The sequence below is a fragment of the Azospirillum sp. B4 genome (assembly GCF_000333275.1).
Taxonomy (GTDB): domain Bacteria; phylum Pseudomonadota; class Alphaproteobacteria; order Azospirillales; family Azospirillaceae; genus Nitrospirillum.
Genome location: NZ_BACU01000460.1, coordinates 1 through 21,017, shown reverse-complemented (window position 1 = coordinate 21,017; position 21,017 = coordinate 1). Strand labels below are relative to the sequence as shown.

Here is a 21,017-nt window from a genome sequence, read left to right as displayed (position 1 = left end):
GTCCCGGGGACCTCTAGAGTCTACCAGGTGACGGCGGAGCCTTCACGGCCGAGGTGGTGGTGGAGTCCCGCTTGGCCCCGCATCAGCCGCCAGCGGCGACCGAGGGCGGCGTGCACGATCCGCGCGTGGGACCGCAAGCCGCGGAGCCGGCCCTGGCCTTCCGCCGCTGGATCGAGGGTGACGGCGCGGAGGGCATGGTGCTGCGCGCCGGCCGCAGCCGCCAGGGCGTGGCCGTGGCCATGGCCCACACCGTCACCACCACCGGCGACGCCCCCGTCCTGGCGACCAGCATCCGCGACCAGGGCGCCCTCCGCCACACGGTGCGCACCACCCTGGCGCCGGGCGCCGTGCTGACCCTGGTGAAGAGCGTTGCCTATGCCGCCGACAAGGACGTCGACGGCGCCCCCGGCGACGATGACGCGCTGTCCAGCGCCGCCGTCGCCGCGCTGGCCCAGGCCACGGCCATCGGCCTGCCGGCGCTGCGCCAGGCCCGCACCCAGGCCTTGCAGGACTTCTGGCTGTCCTCGGACCTGGCCATCGAGGGCGCGCCGGACCTGGAGCGCGCCGTGCGCTTCAACCTGTTCCAGCTGCTGCAGGGGGCGGGGCGCGACGGCCTGACCTCCGTCGGCGCCAAGGGGCAGAGTGGTGAGGGCTATGAGGGTCATTACTTCTGGGATGCCGAGATCTTCGCCCTGCCGGTGCTGGTCTACACCCGGCCGGCCGTGGCCCGCGCCGTGCTGGAATACCGCCACCGCACCCTGGACGGCGCCCGCACCCATGCCCGCCTGATGGGCCACCGCAAGGGGGCGTTGTACCCCTGGCGCACCATCGGCGGGGCGGAATGCTCCGCCTATTTCCCCGCCGGGTCGGCGCAATACCACATCAACGCCGACATCGCCCACGCCGTGCGCCAGTACATGGACGCCAGCGGCGACGATGATTTTCTGGTGCGCCATGGCGCCGAGATCCTGTTCGAGACGGCGCGCCTGTGGCTGGACATGGGGCATTACAACCCCCGCCGGGGCGGCCGCTTCTGCATCCACGAGGTGACGGGGCCGGACGAATACACCGCCATGGTGGACAACAACCTGTACACCAACGCCATGGCCCAGGCGCACCTGGAGTACGCGGCCGAGGTGGCGGCCCGGCTGGGCCGGGAGCGGCCGGACGACCTGGCCCGCATAGCCGGTGCCATCGGCCTGGGCGCGGAGGAGCCGGAGGGCTGGCGCCAGGCGGCCGAGGCCATGTACCTGCCCTATGACGAGGCCAGCGGCATCCACCCGCAGGACGACAGCTTCCTGGACAAGAAGCCCTGGGACTTCGCCGGCACGCCCGCCGACCACCACCCCTTGCTGATGCACTATCACCCCCTGGTGCTGTACCGCCACCAGGTGTGCAAGCAGGCGGACGCCGTGCTGGCCTTCTGCCTGCTGCCCCACCGCTTCGAGGCCGAGGCGGTGCGCCGGTCCTTTGCCTTCTATGAGGCGGTGACGGTGCATGACAGCACCCTGTCGGCCGGCGTCTTCGCCCTGCTGGCGGCCCGCCTGGGCCTGATGGACAAGGCCCTGGCCTATTTCAAAGACACCGCCCTGGTCGACCTGCACGACCTGCACCGCAACACCGGCCATGGCCTGCACATGGCCGCGATGGCCGGCAGCTGGATGGCCCTGGTGCAGGGCTTCGCCGGCATGCACGCCCTGGGCGGCACCCTGCGTTTCGCCCCCACCTTGCCGCCGGGATGGACGGGTTACCGCTTCCGCCTGGATTTCCAGGGCAACCGGGTGGAGGTGGCCGTCGGTTGCGACGCCGCAACAACCTATCGCCTGCTGGCCGGCCCCGGCCTGGCGCTCAGCCATCACGGCCAGGTGGCGCACCTGACGCCGGCCACCCCGGAACAGACCCTGGAGGGCATCCGCCATGCCGCGCTTTGATGCCGTGCTGTTCGACCTGGACGGGGTGCTGGCCGACACCGCCCACATCCACTTCGCCGCCTGGCGCCGCCTGGCGGAGGAGCTGGGCATCCACCTGGAACCGACGTTCGAGGAGAAGCTGAAGGGCGTGGACCGCATGACCTCGCTGGACCTGATCCTGGCGCAGGGGGGCCCCGACGGACCGGTACAGAGGACGGTGGAGGAACGCCGGGTGCTGGCCGACCGCAAGAACGGCTATTATCAAGCGGCCATCGCGGAGCAGACGCCCGACGACCTGCTGCCCGGGGCCCGCCGGGTGCTGGAGGAGGTGCGCGCCGCCGGCCTGAAGACCTCCCTGGCCTCCGCCAGCCACAACGCCCCGCCCCTGCTGGACCAGCTGGGCATCCGCCCCCTGATCGACGCCATCGCCAACCCCGCCGCCGTGAAGGCACCCAAGCCGGCGCCGGACCTGTTCCTGGAGGCCGCCCGCCTGGTGGGCGTGCCGCCGGAGCGCTGCCTGGGGGTTGAGGACGCGGTGGCTGGCATCGCCAGCATCAAGGACGCCGGCATGGTGGCGGTGGGCATCGGCGACCCCACCGTGCTGACCCGCGCCGACTACGTCGTGCCCGCCATCGCCAACTTTTATATTAGTGATTTCTTTTAGCCCTCGGATTTAGCCCTCAAACGCCGGGCGCCTGCATCCGCAGGCTTGGCTTCTCGCTTTCCAGTCCGCCTTCAGCTCCCCAGAAAGCTCCGGGGGTCCCAGTCAGGGCCTACAAGGGCAGGAGCCAGCCGCTCATGCCCTTGATCTGGCGCCCCATCCTTACCGTTTGGGGGCGCCGCTTGGCCTGGCGCTCCCGAGGATTGGCCATTGCCATGCCAGCTATCGGAAGTCGCGATTATCGGCGGCGGCCGACTGGTGATACCGCTGATCTCCGAAACGATAAATCAGGACGGGTCTGCAGGACCCGATCGGGGAGGGTGTCATGCGCAGGATCCATCGCTGGGTCAGCATCATCGTCGGCGTGTTCATGATCCTCATCGCCGCCACCGGTGTCGCCCTGCAGGTCGAGATGATGGACGGCGGCCCCAAAGGGCGGCCTGCCGCATCCCGCACCCTGGATGACGCGCAGGTGCACGCCATGGTCGACACCCTGCTGGCCGCGGCCCACGCCCAGGCCCCCGGCAAGCCGGTGGTGGAGCTGAGCCTGAGCGTCCTGGGTGCCGGCATGGGGGGCGCCGGCCCGGCCCGGGGCGTGGTGGCCATCGCCGATCCCGCCCCGCGCCAGATCTATTTTGACGCCGACACCGGCAGCCCCGACGTCAGCGCCCAGGAGGCCCGTGGCCTGCACTTCCTGCTGCTAGACCTGCACCGCGCCCTGAAACTGGGCACGGCGGGCACCTGGATCAGCGTCCTGTGCGGCCTGTCCCTGCTGTTCCTGGGCATCAGCGGCCTGGTGATCTATGGCCAGATGCTGGGCCGCCGCTGGAAGGCCGGCCTGCGCCAGCCCTTCTGGTGAGATAGGCGTTTCTCAGTCTCCGGCGCCCGCGGTCGCGGACTACAGGGGCATGAGTTTCATGCCACTGTTTCGGGCACCTGGGCGCCAGCCCCCGCCTGGACGTGATGGAAGTAGGACCGCCCCCAGGAGGTGCGGATCTCCTCATGCCGGGGGGCGCGGGCGAAGCCGGGTTGGCGCAGGGGCAAGGCCAGCAGCTCGTCGCCCTCGCACAGCAGCAGGTCCAGCGCCTCCAGATCCGCCACGGCGGCGGCCACCGACTCGGCGCCGAAGCGTGGCGCCAGCGCCTTGGCCAGCGGCCCGGCGCCCCGGACCTCCATGCAGGCGTCCAGCACGGCGGCGGCGCAGGCGTCCAGCACATGGCGGCGCGGAGGGTCGGCGCGGCCATCCTCCACCGCCGCCGTGCCGTCGGCGGCCGGCGTCAGGGTCAGGGTGGCCTGCCCCTTGCGCCAGACGTCCAGCTGGGCGGCCAGGACGGCATGGGCGGCCTCAAGCGCCGCGTCCGGCCGGTCCGGCGTCATGTCGAAGTGATAGGCCAGGCGCGCGACGCTGTCGGCGTCGTGCGGGTAGATCTGGCCATAGCCCGGCACCGGCCGGATGGTGACGCCGAAGGCCGCCGGGGTGTTGAAGTAAGGGCTGAAACGGTCGGCGCGCACCCGGTTGAAGCCACCGGGCGGATGCAGGTGCAGGATCTTGGGCACCACGGCGGCGGCGGCGTGGTAATGGTCCGCCGTCTCACCCGGAAAGCCGTAGAGGTGGGACCAGTCCACCAGCACCCCGGCCTCCGCCGCCAGGCGCAGGGTCTGAACGTTGCGCAGCAGGGTGACGCCCTTGCGCATCAGGGCCAGCACCGGGGTGCTGAGCGATTCCACGCCCGGCTGGATCTTGCGCACGCCGGCCTGGCCCAGCAGGGCCAATTGCCCCGCCTTCAGGTTGGCCTTGACCTCGTAGTGCAACAGCAACGGCCGGTCCAGCGCCGCCAGGCGGGGCAGGAAATCGCCGAAGTAGCGGGTGTCCAGGATGTTGTCGACCACCATGATCTCCCGCCCGAAGCGGTCGGCCACGTCGGTCAGCTCGGCATAGGCGCGATCCTGGCTCTTGCTGCGGTAGGCCATGCCCAGGCCGTTCAGGCCGCAGAAGGTGCAATGGTTCTTCTGCCCCCACCAGCAGCCCCGCGCGCTCTCGAACAGGGGGAAGGCGGGATAGCGCTCCGCCACCGCCGGCAGGCGGGCGCGGTCGGCGTAGAAATCGGCGTAGTCCAGCGGCGGCAGGCCGTCCATGTCGGTGATCATGGCCGCCGGCACCGTGGCCGGGACGGTGCCGCCATCGGGAGCGCGGATGGTGGTGCCGGGCAGGCCCGCCAAATCCTCCCCCGCGCCGTGGCGGCGGACCAGCTCGGGCAGCACGTCCTCCGCCTCCCCGCCCACCACCACGTCGATGAAGGGATACTGGCGGTGCAGCTCCACGCCCATCTCGTCGCTGCAGTTGGCACCGCCGAAGACGATGAGGATGTGGGGGTGTTCCGCCTTGATGCGCCGCGCCAAGGCCAGCGAGGCCATGGTCTGCTGGAAGGAGGTGGAGAAGCCGACGACGGCGTAGCGTGACCAGTCGACCAGGCCGAAGCAATGGTCGATGAAGCCCTGGGCCTTGCCCCGGGCGGCCAGGATGCCCATCAGGCGCTGGGCGCCGAAATGGCGGCCGTACTCCCCCGCCATCAGCCCGTTCAGGAAGGTGAACGGCTCCGCCTCCGGCGTGCCGTGGGCGGCGCCGGCGAACACCCAATCCCCCACCATGGCCAGGAAATAGCGGCTGTCCTCCACCGCGGCATAGGCGTCGAAGCCGATATAGTCGGCGAAGTCCAGATAGAAGTGCCGGATGTCCGCCGCCATGCCCCGGCGCGCCAACGCGCCCTTCAGCAGCGACAGCCCGATGACCGGGTAATGCAGCGCGGCGACGGGCATGGCCACCAGCAGGGTGCGGTTGGGTGGACTATCCGTCACAATGCATCCTTGTCGTATCTCTCCCTGTGGCAGACCGTCCCTGCTCGATCATCTACCCACAATACCAATACGCTCCTGGAAGATCCTCCAGGAGCGTATTGAACACGTGCCCTTATCTGAGCTGCAGCATGAGAAGGGGTGTATGATTAGAGCCAGCTAGTCGGCAAGGGCGTTGTGCCAAATTGCTTGGCTAGGTCGTCAGCGGCGGTGCCGAATGAAGCTGCCGCCAGATTCTTGAAGAAAGCAAGGCTGGCGGCAGACGCCTTGAAACCGAGAATTGCCAAAACGGCCTCTGGGTCGGCAGCCAGCTTGCTACGGAAATTGGCGTCCAGCAGCGCACGCCCCAGGATTTTCTGAACATCATCCGGTGTTAATTCACGCAGAAATATCGTCATGATTCCTCCTTTACAGCTATTTATCCATCGCCGATTACGATAATGTTGTCTATACAAGAAAAATAATACAATATCAATTCGATTAATCTTGATAACAAGTTAGTGATTATTCATTTTTAAGCGCAATCAATTGAAATTGGGATTCTGAGTAGAACACGCGCTCCTCCACTAGGCACATTATCTATGTCCAAAGCGCCCTTCAAATGTTGAGTGACCTGATTAAACGCAACATGTAAACCCAATCCAGGATGACCACTACCTCTGGCAGTTGTAAAAAAAGGATCGCATAAATGTGGCATTGCGTCAGGATCTATGCCACGACCGTTATCCTCTACTGTTATAAGTATATTTTTGTCATCCACTGCCTCAGCACATAATATGACACGGCGTTCATGTGTCTTTCTATAACCATTAACAAATGCATGATCTATGGTATTCGACAAGATACGGGTCAAGGCATCCGTTAATGATTCGGGTACCGTGCGCACAACCAAGCCGTCCGTTACCACCAAATCCAAATGAATCTCCTCTTTCTCCAGAGCCGGACGAAACATGGTAACAACGTCGTCCAGGAGAACAGATAAATCAGTTTCTAGAATTCTGCCCTCCCCTTCATCCACCGCAACTGCTGAAAAACTTTTGACAAGGGACGCCGTACGTATGGCGTTGCGCTCCACCACCGTAGCCAATTCTGCCCACTCAATAACTCCCTTCTCCAGGGCGCTGCGTGTCAAGCGGCCTTGGGCAATCGCATCGCGCAAATCGGTTACCCCGCCATAAAGACTACCTGCCGCTGTCAACACAACCCCAAGAGGAGTATTAATTTCATGCGCAACGCCGGCAACGAGGCGCCCTAAGGAGGCCATTTTCTCCTGCTTGACCAACTTATCCTGGGCTGCCCGCAGTTCAGCTAAAGTTGCTCCTAGTTCATGGTAAGAGCGGGCATTGGCGATGGCGATGGCTGCGTAGGCACAGGCTGACCGAAAAGCTTCCAGCACCTGCGGCCCGTAAGCATCGATATCCCGGCTTTGTACTGTGATTAAACCCAGCACCTGCCCCGACACCATTAGCGGCCGCCACACGGCGGCGCGGATGGGGTCATGATTATCGTCATTACCGGTCAGCGACGCGGCCCAAGCGGTAGCCGGCTCACCCACTACTACCATTTCCGCCCCCTGGCGCAATGCCCTGACAGCCGGCTCACTTAACCCGTGAGCCGGCCGGACAAAGCCGGGCAGTAAATGGCCGTACATTAGGAAAGATTCGAAAATGACATCTCGGCCATTAGCCGACAAACGGGCGAGACCGAAGGCATCCATTGGCACCAAGTCCGCGAGATGCTCATATAGGGCGGCATAAACCTCCCCTAAATCCAGTGTAGCGGTCAGGGCAAGACCGGCGTCGCCCAACTGGCGGAGGGTATCCGCCGACGCCGCCAAGTCATCGTTCGCTTGGCGCAGTTCGGCGGTACGGGCCTCCACCTGCTGGCGCAACATTTCGGAACTGATTCGCAGCCGCTGTTGATAGCGACCAATCAGCCAAGCCAACAGTGCAATGCCGACCATAACGGCAATCGCCGAATAGAGGAAGGTCCGAACCGTCTCTTCTGACCGCCGAGTGGCCTCTTCTGCCTTCAACTGTGCGCTGTGATGCGTTTCCGTAACAATACTAGTCAGTTTTGCTTGCGCTCTTTCAAAGACAGACCCAAATGGCTCAATGAAACTTATAGTACTCGCAAAATCAATACCCAACATAGATCCAACCCATGCCACAGCACGCTTGTAATCCTCCAAATCCTGGAGCACTTCATCAAGGCGATGATGCTGTTCCGGGGTCGCATAGGTGTCTCGGTATGATTGCAACTCCTTAATAAGTTCATTAACTTGAACGGAAATGGACGCCAACTCGGCGGCACTATCAATGTTAATGCTGCCCGCAGACTTTAGAACTAAAAGCCTATTGAAACGGGCATTTACATTTTGTACACGGGTATTAATATCGGATAACTGAATACCGCCAGCCAAGTTGCGGTCGACAATCTGGTCCATAGCCCCGGTCAGTCGGCTTAACGTCCGCTCACCGGTGCCAAACAAAGCAACCATCAAAAGACCCGCAGCCGCTACCGGCATCAAAATGCGAACGATTGCCCGAACTCTCTCGATCAGGCGTGAAGACGAGCCAATAGCCCTGCCTTGGCTCCCTTCTCTCATCACACCGCTCGGCGCCAGTTCACCCACTCCGCTGTCCGCTCCCCGTATCTACACGGCGTCATAACATCAGGCTTTCGATTGGATAGAAGTGATAGCACTCGCATGGGTTGCGGCCCAAGACAATTCCGTGCCAAGCTTGATGATCGAATGGCTGTTGATTGCTAGTCCCGAAGGCGCCAATTTTCAATCGGTGCTGCGGAGAACGTTTGAGCATCAACGGTGTCACTTAAACGTTTGTCCGATAGGGTCAGCACGGTACCAAACCATATAGGCAAGGTAGGCAAGCCGTCAGCATAAGCCCGCTGGATGTCGGCCATTGCCGCTTGGCGCAAGTCCCGCGAACAACGTGCTGTCGCCAATTTGTCCAACGCTCGATCCAGATCTGGGCTATCAATGCCAAAATGGTTGCTGCCCTGCCAACCATTCCCCTGCCTGGGAATCATAGAGGAATGGTACCATAAGCGAACTGTGTCCCAATCCTGATCAAAGTTTTGAGCGAAACCAACTAATCCCGTATAGCGCTGTCGTGAATCCAAGGCATCACCCGATAAATCCGGATCTTCGACTAGGTTAACCGTAATCCCAAGCTTTCTCCATGCGGCGGCAAGGCTGGGTGCTAAATCAACCCAGGGATAATAACGGCGGTAGCGAAGTTCAAACTTCAACGGCTCACCAGCAGCATTGTACCGCAGACCGTCATTGCCTCTGAGCCATCCACTTTCATCCAGCCATTGCTCAGCTTTCTTCGTGGAGTAAGGATAGCGACTGACAGCCACGTAGCCCGGCATGAATGGATTCAAGAGTCCCTGGGCTACAATACCTTTACCATCGAGTATCTTATCTAATAAACCATCTCTATCAATTCCAAGAAGCAGAGCTTTGCGCACGCGAACGTCTGATAATATTATATTATTAAAGTTTACTTTCAAATGAACGAGATAATCACTTGGAGCGTAGTAAGGGTTGTAAATGTCTTTAAAATCCCTAACAATGTTCTGCCCCATGCTGAACATAAGAGTAGTGAAATTATCCACTCTCTTGCTACGAACGATTTGGTTCAATCCATCCTGATCACGAGGCGCATATACATCTACACGCTCAAAATACGGCTTCCGCCCGATCCAGAAATTATTTCGCTTGAGATGTAGCAAACCCTCATCAATTCCCAAAACGAGAAATGGGCCATTATACAATCCCGGATTGTTTGGCTGCCTAATATATAGTGAATTATCAAAATAATTATTGTGGCTTTTATCCCATATTTCTTTTTCCAAATGCGATGGAATTAAGGGCGGCATTGCCAACCGGTCAGAACAGATGACACCTCTTTGGATGATTGAGAATTTCTTATCCGTTATTTGTGTGATTTTTATTATGCTGTCCATCTTCGTATTATTGATAAATATCTTGTCACGATTTACATCCATTACCTCAAATGAGAAAACTAAGTCTGCCGATGTGATCGGCTCTCCGTCTCCCCATCGGGCATCTGGCCTAATTTCATAGGTCGCGACTGTAACATCATGCCCGTCGCTCGTTTTTTCTGATCGCAATGTGTAGTTTTTCTCAGAGGGAGCACTGACACAAAATACGCAAATGACGTCGTCATTTACCTGCTGAAATAGAGCTCGATTAACATAGCTTCTAACAATATTGTGTCCCCACTCCCCGCCTCGCAAAGGATGTAACAGGACGGGCCATGTTCCCATTACCGCAGTGGTTATCATCCGTCCAGGCGAAGGACGATTCGCCATTTGACCTTCCACTTTTTCCCCCGCCCGCAGGGGACATCCTAAACCAACCACCATAAATATCGCCGCCAAACAGAATAAGAGCCCTTTGAAGCTCAGCCGTAGCCGCCCTCGGAAAATGCCAATGTCCAACAACGAAGCGCCCCTGTTCAACCGATGGATCCCACGACGACGCCACTATGGTCCAACTCTCCGCCCGATTGCAAAGGTCCATTAACGCACCATTGACATGAGCCGCCCTCCGCCGCCGGAAAGCGCGCGTCCGCGCTGTTCCTACCATTGCATGCCACATTCCATCTACCCGGTCGGTCTATAGACTGCTAGCTTATCAGCTCAACAACAAACTCAACCGATGGGGGTAGTGATGCCGGACACCAGAATCGCCGACGCGCACGCGTTGCTGACCGACTCCAAGACCAAGACCTCGGGCGGAAGCCTTGCCATCGTGGGCACGGGCATGCAGGCCTTCAGCCACCTGACGCGGGAGGCGGAGGGGCACATCCGTCATGCCGACGTGGTGTTCCACTGCATCCGCGACCCGCTGACGCTGGCCGATCTGCACGCGCTGAACCCCAATGTCATCGACCTGACCGCCCTGTACGGCGCGGACAAGCGCCGCAGCCTGACCTATGTGCAGATGGCCGAGGCCATGGTGGCCGAGGTGCGGGCCGGCCGCCGCGTGACGGGCGTGTTCTACGGCCACCCCGGCTTCTACGTCGCGCCCGCCCGCCTGGCGCTGACCACGGCCAAGGGCGAGGGCTATGACACCCGCCTGCTGCCGGGCGTCTCCTCGCTGGACTACCTGTTCGCCGACCTGCGGATCGATCCCAGCCAGTCCGGCTATCAGGCGCTGGAGGCGACCGACTTCCTGCTGCGCAACCGGCCGCTGGTGACCAGCGGGCACGTGGTGCTGATGCAGGTGGGCCCGGTGGGCGACCTGTTCCGCCCGGTGACGGACAACCTGGAACGGCGCGCCATCCTGTTTGAGCGCCTGATCGAGATTTACGGCGAGGATCACTGGTGCGTCGACTATGTCGGCGCCACCCGCCCCGGGCAGAAGCCGGTGCTGCGCCGCCTGCCGCTCAAGGCCTACCGCGACCCGGCCAACCTGAAGCGCCTGAGCAAGGCCAGCACCCTGTACATCCCGCCCAAGGACAGCCTGGAAAACGACATGGGCATGGCGGAGCGGCTGGGCATCGGCGCCCTGGTGGGCAAGCCCGCCGTGGCGCCCGCCCCCGATGCCACGCCCGTCACCCTGCTGCCTTCCACCCCGCCCGCCGTGTCCCAGGCCTATTACACGGCCATGAAGACCATCGCCCTGGACCCGGCCGCCGCCCAGGCCTTCCGCGACGATCCGGTGCGTTATGTCACCGGCTTCGGTCCGCTGAGCGAGGATGAGCGTCGTTGGACGGCCGCGATGGCCTCGGCCCCGGTCAAGGTGGTGGTCGCCGCGGTGGAGGACGTTCAGGACCAGAACGTTTCAACGGAGGACGTCCAGGATCAGAACGTCTCCACCGAGGATGTCCAGGACCAGAATGTCTCGGTCGAAGACGTCCAGGACCAGAACGTCTCCACCGAGGATGTCCAAGACCAGAACGTCTCCACCGAGGATGTCCAAGACCAGAATGTCTCGGTCGAGGACGTCCAGGACCAGAACGTCTCGGTCGAAGACGTGCAGGACCAGAACGTCTCCGCCGAATAAAGCAGGTGAAATCTTCGCGGGGCCTTGGCAGAAAGACTGGGGGCGGCCCACCGCCGTGCCCGGCCTGGCTGACAAGGCCCCCTCTCTCCGGGAGGGCCGCATCCCAACGGACAGGTCGATGGCATCGCCGACACCGCCGCCGGACCGGGTAAGATGAGCATCATGCGGAATTTCTGTCAGGAAATGAAACGATCGCTCACCTTGCTGGGATGCCTTTGCCTGGTCCTTGCCCTTTGTCTTCCCGTTTCCCCGCATGCCGGAGAGATGTGGGAAACGGCGGTAGTGGACCTGTTCACCCGCTATACGGACGACAAGGGCAAGAGCATCGAATATGTCACCGCCGTCGCGCAGGACCGCAGCGGCTTCCTGTGGGTCGGTACCGCCGGCGATCTGGTGCGGTTCGACGGCTATCGCTTCAAGTCCTATGGCGGCGGCGCCACCGGCCCCTATGGCCTGCCCGACAGCAACATCCGCACGCTGCATACCGACCCGCAGGGCCGGCTGTGGATCGGCACCAGCGCCGCCGGCCTGGTGCGCTACGATGCCGCGACCGACCGCTTCGTACGGGTGCCGCTGGCCATCCTGAACCACATCGACGTCCGCAGCATCGAGGATGACGGCGAGGGCGGCCTGTGGGTGGGCACCGAAGGCGGGCTGGACCACCTGTCCGCCGACCAGGCGAGCGCCCGGCACATGCACGGCCCCGACGGGACCATGGACGGGGCCGTCAGCGACAAGATCCAGGCGCTGAAGCGCGACCGCCAGGGCACGCTCTGGGTGGGCACGGCCAACGGCCTGATCTATCTGCCATCCGGCCAGACGGAATTCCGCAGCCTTCCCCTGCCCCGGGCCGCCGCCTTGGACGGCGTCAGCACCCTGTATGAGGACAGCCGTGGCCGCCTGTGGCTGGGAACCAGCCGTCATGGCGTGCTGATGCTGCGGTTGGATCGCGACGGTGTTCCACAGTTCCAGCCCCTGCCCGCCGCCTTCGCCGCCGTGGACACCAGCTGGGTCAAATCCATCGTGGAACTGCGGCCCGACGTCCTCTGGATCGGCACCATGGGAAGCGGCCTGCTGGAAGTCGACCTGGCCGATGGCACCGCCAAGTCCATCAAGCGCAATCGCACGGTCCCCGACAGCCTGCTGAACAACAACATCCTGACGCTGTACAAGGACACGTCGGGCCTGATCTGGGTGGGAACCTATCCCGGCCTGTGCCGCTTCGACCCCTCGGCGCAGGCGTTTCGCTTCCTCTCGCCGCTGTCCGTCAACCCGCACAACGACGATCGCAGCGCCCATGCCTTGATGGTCATGCCGGATGGCAGGCTATGGCTGGGTCGCAGCCAAGGCGGCGTCGATATCCTGGACGCTACCGGCCGGCCCGTCGCGAATCTGCCGTCCGACACCGGCGATCCGGAGCATGCCCTGCCGGCCAAGGTGATCCGATCGTTCGCGGTTGGACGCGACGGCACTGTCTGGATCGGCACGCGCGACGGACTCTACCGATCCGACACATCGGCCACCGCCGTGCACCTGGTCAAACTGCCCGGCCTGGACATGGCGCCAAACATCTCCAGCCTTTATTGGGACGGCGCCCTGCTGTGGATCGGCGAAGCCAATGTCGGCATCTGGTCCTACAACCCCGCCACCGGCGCCGTGCGCCAGCTGGATCAAAGCCGGGGAGAGCAAAAAGCGGACGGCCCTGGGGGCGGCGGCCTTCAGGACCGGCGTATCACCATGCTGCGACCGGCGGGCGACCATGAGCTGTGGGTGTCGACCTACAGCGGCCTCTACCTGGCCCGCACCGACACCGGGAAGATCCGGAAGATCGACCTGGACAGTGGCAACCCGACCGGCCTGACCAGCCACAACATCGGCGCCATCATGACCGACCGGCAAGGCCGCCTGTGGGTCGCCATCTACGGACAGGGCGTCGCCATGGTGGACAAGCCGGACGCCACGGGCCACCGGCCGGTCAAGTTCCTGGTCAGCAGCACGGTGCCGGCGCTGGCCACCGCCAACGCCGCCGCGGAAGACCAGGACGGCTTCATCTGGGTGTCCACCGACACGGGCGTGGTGCGCATCAGCCCGGACACGATGGAGGCCCGCGCCTTCCAGCGGTCCGACGGCGTGTGGCTGACCACGCACTGGTCCGCCTCCGTCGCCACCGGTCCCACCGGCGAAATACTGTTCGGCGCGGAGGACGGGGTCACGCTGATCCATCCCCGGCTGCTGTCCGACTGGACCTACGTGCCGCCGGTGGTGGTGACGGAGGCCTACATCGGGCGGCGCCAGATGCCGGGCGCCCAGTTGGCCCATGCCACCACCCCCCTGACCATCCATCCGGAAGATCGAGGCTTCCGGATGGAGGTGGCGGCGCTGGATTTCTCGGCACCGGAGCGCAACCGTTACGCCTACAAGCTGGAAGGCCTGGACCGCGACTGGCTGGAGATCGACGGCAACTGGCGGCAGATCGCCTATACCAGCCTGCCGCCCGGCACCTACACACTGCGCGTGCGCGGCAGCAACCGCGCCGGCCTCTGGTCCACCGCCGAGGTCTCGGTGCCGTTGGCCGTCATGCCGGACTGGTACCAGACATGGTGGGCGCGACTGCTGGCCGTCGTGGCGCTGGTCCTGGGCGTCTTCGTGCTGGTGCGCATGCGCACCGCTTATCTACGCCGGCGCCAGCGGGAGCTGGAGGTGGTGGTGAACCAGCGCACGGCCGAATTGACGGACGCCAACGCCGCCCTGACGCAGTCCGCCGCCATCCTTCGCCGCCTGGGCGATGCCGGCCAGGACATCACCGCCACCCTGATCCTGGACGCGGTGCTGAGCACGCTGAAGCGCTATGTCGGGGAGTTGCTGACCGGCCATCGCCTGGTGCTGTACCGCCTGCAGGGTTCCTATCTGGAGCCCGCCACCACCGACGGCTCGGTGGTGGAGCCCGTCTACCTGGACGATCCCCTGTCCCTGCCCGCCCGCGCGGCCCAGGGCCGTCAGGAGCTGACGGAGACGGTGGAGGATGGCATCGCGCTGGCCTATCCCCTGGTGGTGGAGAACCGCGTGCTGGGCGTTCTGGTGGTGGTGGCCGACCACGCCTATGGCGACCGGGAGCAGATGATCTTCCGCACGCTGTGCGCCTACAGCGCCATCGCGCTGGAGAACGCGGAATCCTATCGCCGCGCCGAAACCGCGTGGATGGAGACCGCCCAGGCCCTGGCCGACCTGCGCACCACCCAGTCCAAGCTGATCCAGCAGGAGAAGATGGCCTCCCTGGGCCGCCTGGTGGCCGGCGTGGCGCATGAGGTCAACACCCCTCTGGGCGTGGTCCTGACCGCGGCCGGCAGCCTGCGCGGCGGCCTGGAGGACGTGCGCAGCAACATGGCGGAGGGCAGGCTGACCCGGACCGCGCTGGAAACCGGCCTGGCGGAATGGTCCGACCTGGCCGACCTGGTGGAGCGCAACACCAAGCGCACAGCCGCCCTGGTGAAAAGCTTCACCGCCATCGCGGCCGAGGATGGCGAGAGTAAGGTGACGGAGGTCGACCTTTCCACCCTGCTGCCCGACGTCGCCAATGTGGCAAAGACCGCCCTGGCCCAGGGCACCATCGACCTGACGGTGGACGTGCCCTATGGCCTGGTGATTCCCACCGTGCCGGAATCGCTGGTCAACGCCCTGACGCACATCCTGGCCAATACGGCCGACCACGCCTTCGACCCGGGCGCCCACGGCCATGTCACGGTGACGGCGGCGGTGGAGGGCGGGGTGGTCCTGATTTCCATCACCGACAACGGCCGGGGCATCCCGGCGGACGTCCTGCCCCACATCCTCGACCCCTTCTTCACCACCGCGCGCGGTCGCGGCCACCCGGGCCTGGGCCTGCACGTGGCCTACAACCATGTCACCCAGCGCCTGAAGGGCAACCTGACGGTGGACAGCGTGCTGGGCCAGGGCACCACGGTCACCTTGGTCATCCCCTCGCTGATCGGCGCCACCCAAACCATGTCGCCGGGCGACCGCCTGCGCATCTTCCGCTGACCCCGCCCCCGCTTGCGCCGCCGACCCGGTGTTTGCGACGTCGCAAACGCCGATGGCACGCCCTGCGCGATCTGCCATGTGCGATCTATTGCGCCCATAATAGTTATTGTATATAAGTTAATTGCTGGCCAGGGAAGGCGCGGGGGGGAAGCCCGCCCCGGAGCCCCGGCCATCGGAGGAAATGCAAGCCAAGGAGGCCTGGAGCCCCATGTCACAGTCCAAGTATGCGGATCGCTGGAAGACCGTCCTGGTCGAGGTCGTGGACGGTATCGCCTGGGTCACCCTCAACCGCCCGGACAAGCGCAACGCCATGAGCCCCACCCTGAACCGGGACATGGTCGACGTGCTGGAGACCGTGGAGATGGACCCGGACGCCCAGGTCCTGGTGCTGACGGGCGCCGGCGACGCCTGGACCGCCGGCATGGATCTGAAGGAATATTTCCGCGAAACGGACGCCGGCCCGGAAATCCTGCAGGAAAAGGTGCGGCGCGAGGCGTCCACGTGGCAATGGCGCCTGCTGCGCTTTTATTCCAAGCCCACCATCGCGATGGTCAACGGCTGGTGCTTCGGCGGTGCCTTCTCCCCCCTGGTGGCCTGCGATCTGGCCATTTGCGCTGACGAGGCGGTGTTCGGCCTGTCGGAAGTCAACTGGGGCATTCCCCCCGGCAACCTGGTCAGCAAGGCCCTGGCCGACACCATCGGCCAGCGCGCCGCCCTGCACCTGATCATGACCGGCGAGACCTTCACCGGCGTGCAGGCCGCCCAGATGGGTCTGGTGAACAAGAGCGTGCCGCGCGAGCAGCTGCGCGAGGAAGTCACCAAGTTGGCCCAGGTTCTGCTGGCCAAGAACCCGGTGGTCCTGCGCGCCGCCAAGCACGGCTTCAAGCGCTGCCGCGAACTGACGTGGGAGCAGAACGAGGACTATTTGTACGCCAAACTGGACCAGGCCCAGCTGCGTGATCCGGAAAAGGGCCGGGAGCAGGGCTTGAAGCAGTTCCTGGACGACAAGACCATCAAACCGGGCCTGCAGACCTACAAGCGCGACGCCTGAGGATAGGGACGATGCGGGATATGCCCCCACGCGGTAAGGATATCAGGCGCCGCCGGAGCATCCTTACCTCCGGGGGCATGTAGGCCCCGAATAATACCAGCGCGCACTATAGGGCGGAGCGAGGATAAGCCAAGCCCGCGGATGCGGGCGCCCGGCGCATGAGGCGGCCTTTGGTCGGTCACGATCAAGGGCCACGGATATAAGACAATAAACCCAAGGGAGGGGTCGGTTGCCCATGAGCACCACAGGGACCACCACCATAGACCTGCTGATCGGCGGCCGCGACGTGCCCGCCGGCGGTGGGCGCCGTTTCGCGCGGGCCAATCCCATTTCCGGCACTGTCGTCACCCAGGCCGCGGCCGCGACGCTGGAGGACGCGGACGCCGCCGTGGCCGCGGCACAGGCAGCCTTTCCCGCCTGGTCGGCGCTCAGCCCCGGGGAACGGCGCCAGCGCCTGCTGAAGGCTGCCGACCTGATGGACGCCCACACCGGGGATTTCATCGCCATCGGCGCCGCCGAGATCGGCGGCATGCCCAACTGGTACGGCTTCAACGCCATGCTGGCCGCCAATATGCTGCGCGAGGCTGCGGCCATGACCACCCAGATCAATGGCGAGGTCATCCCCACCAACATCCCCGGGAACATGGCCCTGGCGCTGCGCCAGCCCTGCGGCGTGGTGTTGGGCATCGCCCCCTGGAACGCCCCCGTCATCCTGGGCACCCGCGCCATCGCAACGCCGCTGGCCTGCGGCAACACCGTGGTGCTGAAGGCCAGCGAACAGTGCCCCGCCACCCATCGCCTGATTGGCAGCATCCTGACCCAAGCCGGCCTGGGCGACGGTGTGGTCAACGTCATCACCAACGACCCGGCGGACGCCCCCGCCATCGTGGAGCGGCTGGTCGCCAACCCCGCCGTGCGCCGGGTGAACTTCACCGGGTCCACCGGCGTGGGCCGCATCGTGGCCCAGTTGGCGGCGAAGCACCTGAAGCCGGCCCTGCTGGAGCTTGGCGGCAAGGCGCCGCTGCTGGTGCTGCACGATGCCGATCTTGACGCGGCGGTGGACGCCGCCGCCTTCGGCGGCTTCTTCAACCAGGGACAGATCTGCATGTCGACGGAGCGCCTGGTGGTGGACAGCCGCGTCGCCGACGCCTTCGTCGACAAGCTGGCGGCCAAGGCACGCACCCTGAAGGCAGGTGACCCGGCAGCCGAGGGCTCCGTTCTGGGCGCCCTCGTCAACACCCAGGCGGGGCAGCGCATCAAGGCCCTGCTGGACGACGCCGTGGCCAAGGGCGCCAGCCTGGCGGCCGGCGGGTCCATCGACGGCGCCATCATGCAGGCCACGGTGGTGGATGGTGTGACGCCGGAAATGAAGCTTTATGCCGAAGAATCCTTCGGCCCCGTGGTCGCCGTCATCCGTGTCGATGGGGATGAGGACGCGATCCGCGTCGCCAACGACAGCGACTATGGCCTGTCGGCCGCCGTGTTCAGCCGCGATGTCGCCCGCGCCCTGACGGTTGCCCAGCGCATCGACTCCGGCATCTGCCACATCAATGGCCCCACCGTGCATGATGAGGCGCAGATGCCCTTCGGTGGCGTGAAAAGCAGCGGTTACGGCCGCTTCGGCGGCAAGTGGGGCGTGGCGGAATTCACGGAACTGCGCTGGGTCACGATCCAGACCGGCCCCCGCCATTACCCCATTTGACGTCCCGCGCCGGCCATCCTTACCGCCTGGGGGCTTTCCCGGGCGGCGGATGGCCTGTCTCGCGCTTGCCCCGTCTTTCGTCTTTCCTCTCCCCTCTTCCGGAGACCAGGCAAAGTGACCCGTGCGGCCTCCCCCTCCTCCCCATCCGCGGCCGGCGCCGTGCGCTACCGGCCGGTGGCGGTGAATCCCCTGCCCGTCGACCTGCGCCAGGAGGCGGACGGCGTCTGGCATCTGCGCTGCGCCGAAGACCTCGGCCCCTATCCCCGCCACCTGCTGGAACGGCTGGAGGTCGTGGCGGCGACCGATCCCGACCGCACGCTGGTGGCCCAGCGCGGACCCGACGGCGCCTGGCGGCACCTCAGCTACGCCGGGATGCTGGCCGACGCCCGCGCCATCGGCCAGGCCTTGCTGGACCGGGGCCTGACGCCGGAGCGGCCGGTGGCCATCCTGTCGGGCAACAGCATGGACCATCTGCGCCTGGCCACGGGCGCGCTCTACGCCGGCATCCCCTATTGCCCCGTGTCCGTGGGGTATTCCCTGCTGTCCCGTGACCACCAGAAACTGCGCCTGGTCATGGAAACGGTGACACCCGGCCTGGTGTACGCCGCGGACGCCCCGGCCTTCGCCACTGCCATCGCCGCCGCGGTGCCGGACGATGTGGAGGTGGTGGCCTCATCCGGTACCCTGCCGGGCCGGCCGGTGACACCGCTGGCCGAACTGCTGGCGACGGCACCCGGCACCGTGGACGCCGTCTATCGCGCCCTGCCGGCCGAGACGGTGGCGAAGTTGCTGTTCACCTCCGGCTCCGCCAGCACGCCCAAAGCGGTCACCACCACCCAGCGCATGCTGTGCGCCAACCAGCAGATGCTGTTGCAAAGCTTCCCCGTCTTCGGGGAGGAACCGCCGGTGATCGTGGACTGGCTGCCCTGGAACCACACCTATGGCGGCAGCCACAATGTCGGCATCGCCCTGTACAACGGCGGTAGCTATTACATTGACGATGGCAAGCCCACCCCACAGGGCCTGGCCGAAACCCTGCGCAACCTGAAGGAAATCTCCCCCACGGTGCACTTCAACGTGCCCAAGGGGTGGGAGGATCTGACGGCGGCGCTGGAGGAGGACGCCGACCTGCGCCAGTCCTTCTACGCCCGCATGCGCATGTTCTTTTTCGGGGGTGCCGGCCTGTCGCAGGCCGCCTGGGACCGGCTGGACCGTGTGACGGAGGCGCACTGCGGCGCCCGCATCCCCGTCTTCGCCGGCCTGGGCATGACGGAAACGTCGCCTTCCTGCCTGTTCACCACCAGCGGCTTCTCGCTGGGGACAAGCGCCGGCGCGTTGCTGCAAGCGGGTTATGTCGGACTGCCCGCCCCCGGCTGCCGGGTGAAGCTGGTGCCGGTGGGTGACAAGCTGGAGGCGCGTTTCGCCGGGCCGCACGTCATGCCGGGCTATTGGCGGGCGGCGGAGCGCACGGCGGCGGCGTTCGATGCTGACGGCTACTACCGCACCGGCGACGGCCTGCGCTGGCTGGACCCCGCCCGCCCCGACCTTGGCCTGGTTTTCGACGGCCGCCTGACGGAGGATTTCAAGCTATCCTCCGGCACCTTCGTGAATGTCGGCCCCCTGCGCGCCCGTGTCATCACCGAAGGCGCCCCCCATGTACAGGACGTGGTGATCACCGCGCCGGAACGGGACGACCTGGGCCTGCTGATCTTCCCCAACCTGGAGGCCTGCGGCGCGCTGGCCGAGCTGCCGGCCAACGCGCCGGCGGCGGACATCCTGGCGGCCGAGCCCGTCCGCCAGCGCTTCCAGGCCCTGATCGACCGGTTGGCGGCGTCCGGCACGGGCAGCGCCTCGCGGGTGGCCCGCGCCCTGGTGCTGACGGAGCCGCCATCGCTGGACAAGGGGGAAGTCACGGACAAGCGCTCCATCAACCAGCGCGTGGTCCTGGACCTGCGCGCGGCGCAGGTGGACGCCCTGTACCAAGGAACGGCCCCCGGCATCTATCGGCCCGGACCATTGTCCTGAACCCCTCGCCATTTCCTGGTAGTCATCCCACCGCCCGATGGTACCATCCCCGGATGGTGGATCCCCTGGACGGCCAGGACAATTACCAGGATACTTACTTGGCGCTATTGGCGCCGTTCCCACCGCTGCCATAAGGGCGCGAACCGCCCCAGTCCCTTGGCCCTCGGGCCCGTCATTTTGAGACCGCCTCCATGCCGGCCCTGAAGAACACGATGCCCGCCCCCGACACCGCCGATGCGGAAGATGACCTGGACGAAGGCCTGCCCGCCAGCGGCAAGGCGGAAACGGCGCTGGATTGTTCAAAGCTGGAGCGCTTCGTCGGCTTCAACCTGTCGCGGGCGGAAACCTTGGTCCGGCGCCTGGTGCTGGAGCACCTGGCCCCTTGCCAGCTGACCTTGGCGGAATTCTCCTTGCTGAGCCTGGTCAGTGTGAACAAGGGCGTCAACCAGCGCCAGGCGGGCGAGGTGCTGGAGATCGCGCCACCCAACATGGCCCATCTGGTGGACCGGCTGGCCAACCGGGGGCTGCTGAAGCGGGTACGGGGCCGCCAGGATCGCCGTGTGCAGATGCTGAGCCTTTCGGAAGCGGGGCTGGAGTTGCTGGCCCGCGCCGAAGGCCTGGTGGAGGAGCAGGAGGCCAAGGTATCCGCCGTGTTGACCGCCGAGGAACAGTCCCAGTTGCTGTCCCTGCTGAACAAAATCCGCAGCCTGTGACAC

The 21,017-nt window shown here is 64.8% G+C and carries 13 protein-coding genes; 9 read left to right on the top strand and 4 right to left on the bottom strand.

Annotation, left to right across the window (positions count from 1 at the left end; all coding sequences use genetic code 11):
• The first annotated feature begins 71 nt into the window (after positions 1–71).
• The 3 genes from I55_RS20045 (at position 72) to I55_RS20035 (ending at position 3,430) form a co-directional block, all read left to right on the top strand.
• Entirely contained in the window at positions 72–1,931 is a 1,860-nt protein-coding gene (locus I55_RS20045) for a glycoside hydrolase family 65 protein (protein ID WP_252181227.1), read from the top strand.
• Positions 1,918–2,574, top strand: a complete 657-nt coding sequence (pgmB, locus tag I55_RS20040; protein ID WP_044562353.1) for a beta-phosphoglucomutase — start codon at positions 1,918–1,920, stop codon at positions 2,572–2,574. Before I55_RS20045 ends, pgmB begins: the two co-directional genes overlap by 14 nt.
• A gap of 322 nt (positions 2,575–2,896) precedes the next feature.
• On the top strand, positions 2,897–3,430 hold the full coding sequence (locus I55_RS20035) for a PepSY-associated TM helix domain-containing protein (RefSeq protein WP_044562352.1): 534 nt from the start codon (positions 2,897–2,899) through the stop codon (positions 3,428–3,430).
• A gap of 56 nt (positions 3,431–3,486) precedes the next feature.
• On the opposite strand, the gene I55_RS20030 is transcribed toward I55_RS20035, so the two are convergent.
• The 4 genes from I55_RS20030 to I55_RS34920 form a co-directional block, all read right to left on the bottom strand.
• Positions 3,487–5,427 carry a RiPP maturation radical SAM C-methyltransferase gene (locus I55_RS20030; protein WP_049974321.1) on the bottom strand — a complete coding sequence of 647 codons (1,941 nt, stop codon included), beginning with the start codon at positions 5,425–5,427 and terminating at the stop codon, positions 3,487–3,489.
• A gap of 146 nt (positions 5,428–5,573) precedes the next feature.
• A complete protein-coding gene (locus I55_RS20025) occupies positions 5,574–5,822 on the bottom strand; it encodes an Os1348 family NHLP clan protein (protein WP_044562351.1) in 249 nt (82 codons plus the stop codon).
• Positions 5,823–5,938: 116 nt separating this feature from the next.
• Complete coding sequence (locus I55_RS34925; protein WP_083901280.1) at positions 5,939–8,059, bottom strand: ATP-binding protein; 2,121 nt, start codon at positions 8,057–8,059, stop codon at positions 5,939–5,941.
• A gap of 134 nt (positions 8,060–8,193) precedes the next feature.
• Positions 8,194–9,918, bottom strand: a complete 1,725-nt coding sequence (locus I55_RS34920; RefSeq protein ID WP_083901279.1) for an ABC transporter substrate-binding protein — start codon at positions 9,916–9,918, stop codon at positions 8,194–8,196.
• 229 nt (positions 9,919–10,147) lie between these two features.
• Between I55_RS34920 and I55_RS33300 the strand changes: the two genes are divergently transcribed.
• The 6 genes from I55_RS33300 (at position 10,148) to I55_RS19995 (ending at position 21,014) form a co-directional block, all read left to right on the top strand.
• Positions 10,148–11,485, top strand: coding sequence for an SAM-dependent methyltransferase (locus I55_RS33300; RefSeq protein WP_049974320.1), 1,338 nt, complete (start codon positions 10,148–10,150; stop codon positions 11,483–11,485).
• 282 nt (positions 11,486–11,767) lie between these two features.
• The gene (locus I55_RS20015) at positions 11,768–15,523 is read left to right on the top strand and encodes a two-component regulator propeller domain-containing protein (RefSeq protein ID WP_044562350.1); all 3,756 of its coding nucleotides are present in this window, start codon (positions 11,768–11,770) and stop codon (positions 15,521–15,523) included.
• 208 nt (positions 15,524–15,731) lie between these two features.
• Positions 15,732–16,574, top strand: a complete 843-nt coding sequence (locus I55_RS20010) for a p-hydroxycinnamoyl CoA hydratase/lyase (RefSeq protein WP_044562355.1) — start codon at positions 15,732–15,734, stop codon at positions 16,572–16,574.
• Positions 16,575–16,809: 235 nt separating this feature from the next.
• Complete coding sequence (locus I55_RS20005; RefSeq protein WP_044562349.1) at positions 16,810–18,276, top strand: aldehyde dehydrogenase; 1,467 nt, start codon at positions 16,810–16,812, stop codon at positions 18,274–18,276.
• A gap of 114 nt (positions 18,277–18,390) precedes the next feature.
• Positions 18,391–20,301 carry a feruloyl-CoA synthase gene (locus I55_RS20000; protein WP_044562348.1) on the top strand — a complete coding sequence of 637 codons (1,911 nt, stop codon included), beginning with the start codon at positions 18,391–18,393 and terminating at the stop codon, positions 20,299–20,301.
• A gap of 191 nt (positions 20,302–20,492) precedes the next feature.
• Positions 20,493–21,014, top strand: coding sequence for a MarR family winged helix-turn-helix transcriptional regulator (locus I55_RS19995; protein WP_049974319.1), 522 nt, complete (start codon positions 20,493–20,495; stop codon positions 21,012–21,014).
• Positions 21,015–21,017: the final 3 nt, after the last annotated feature.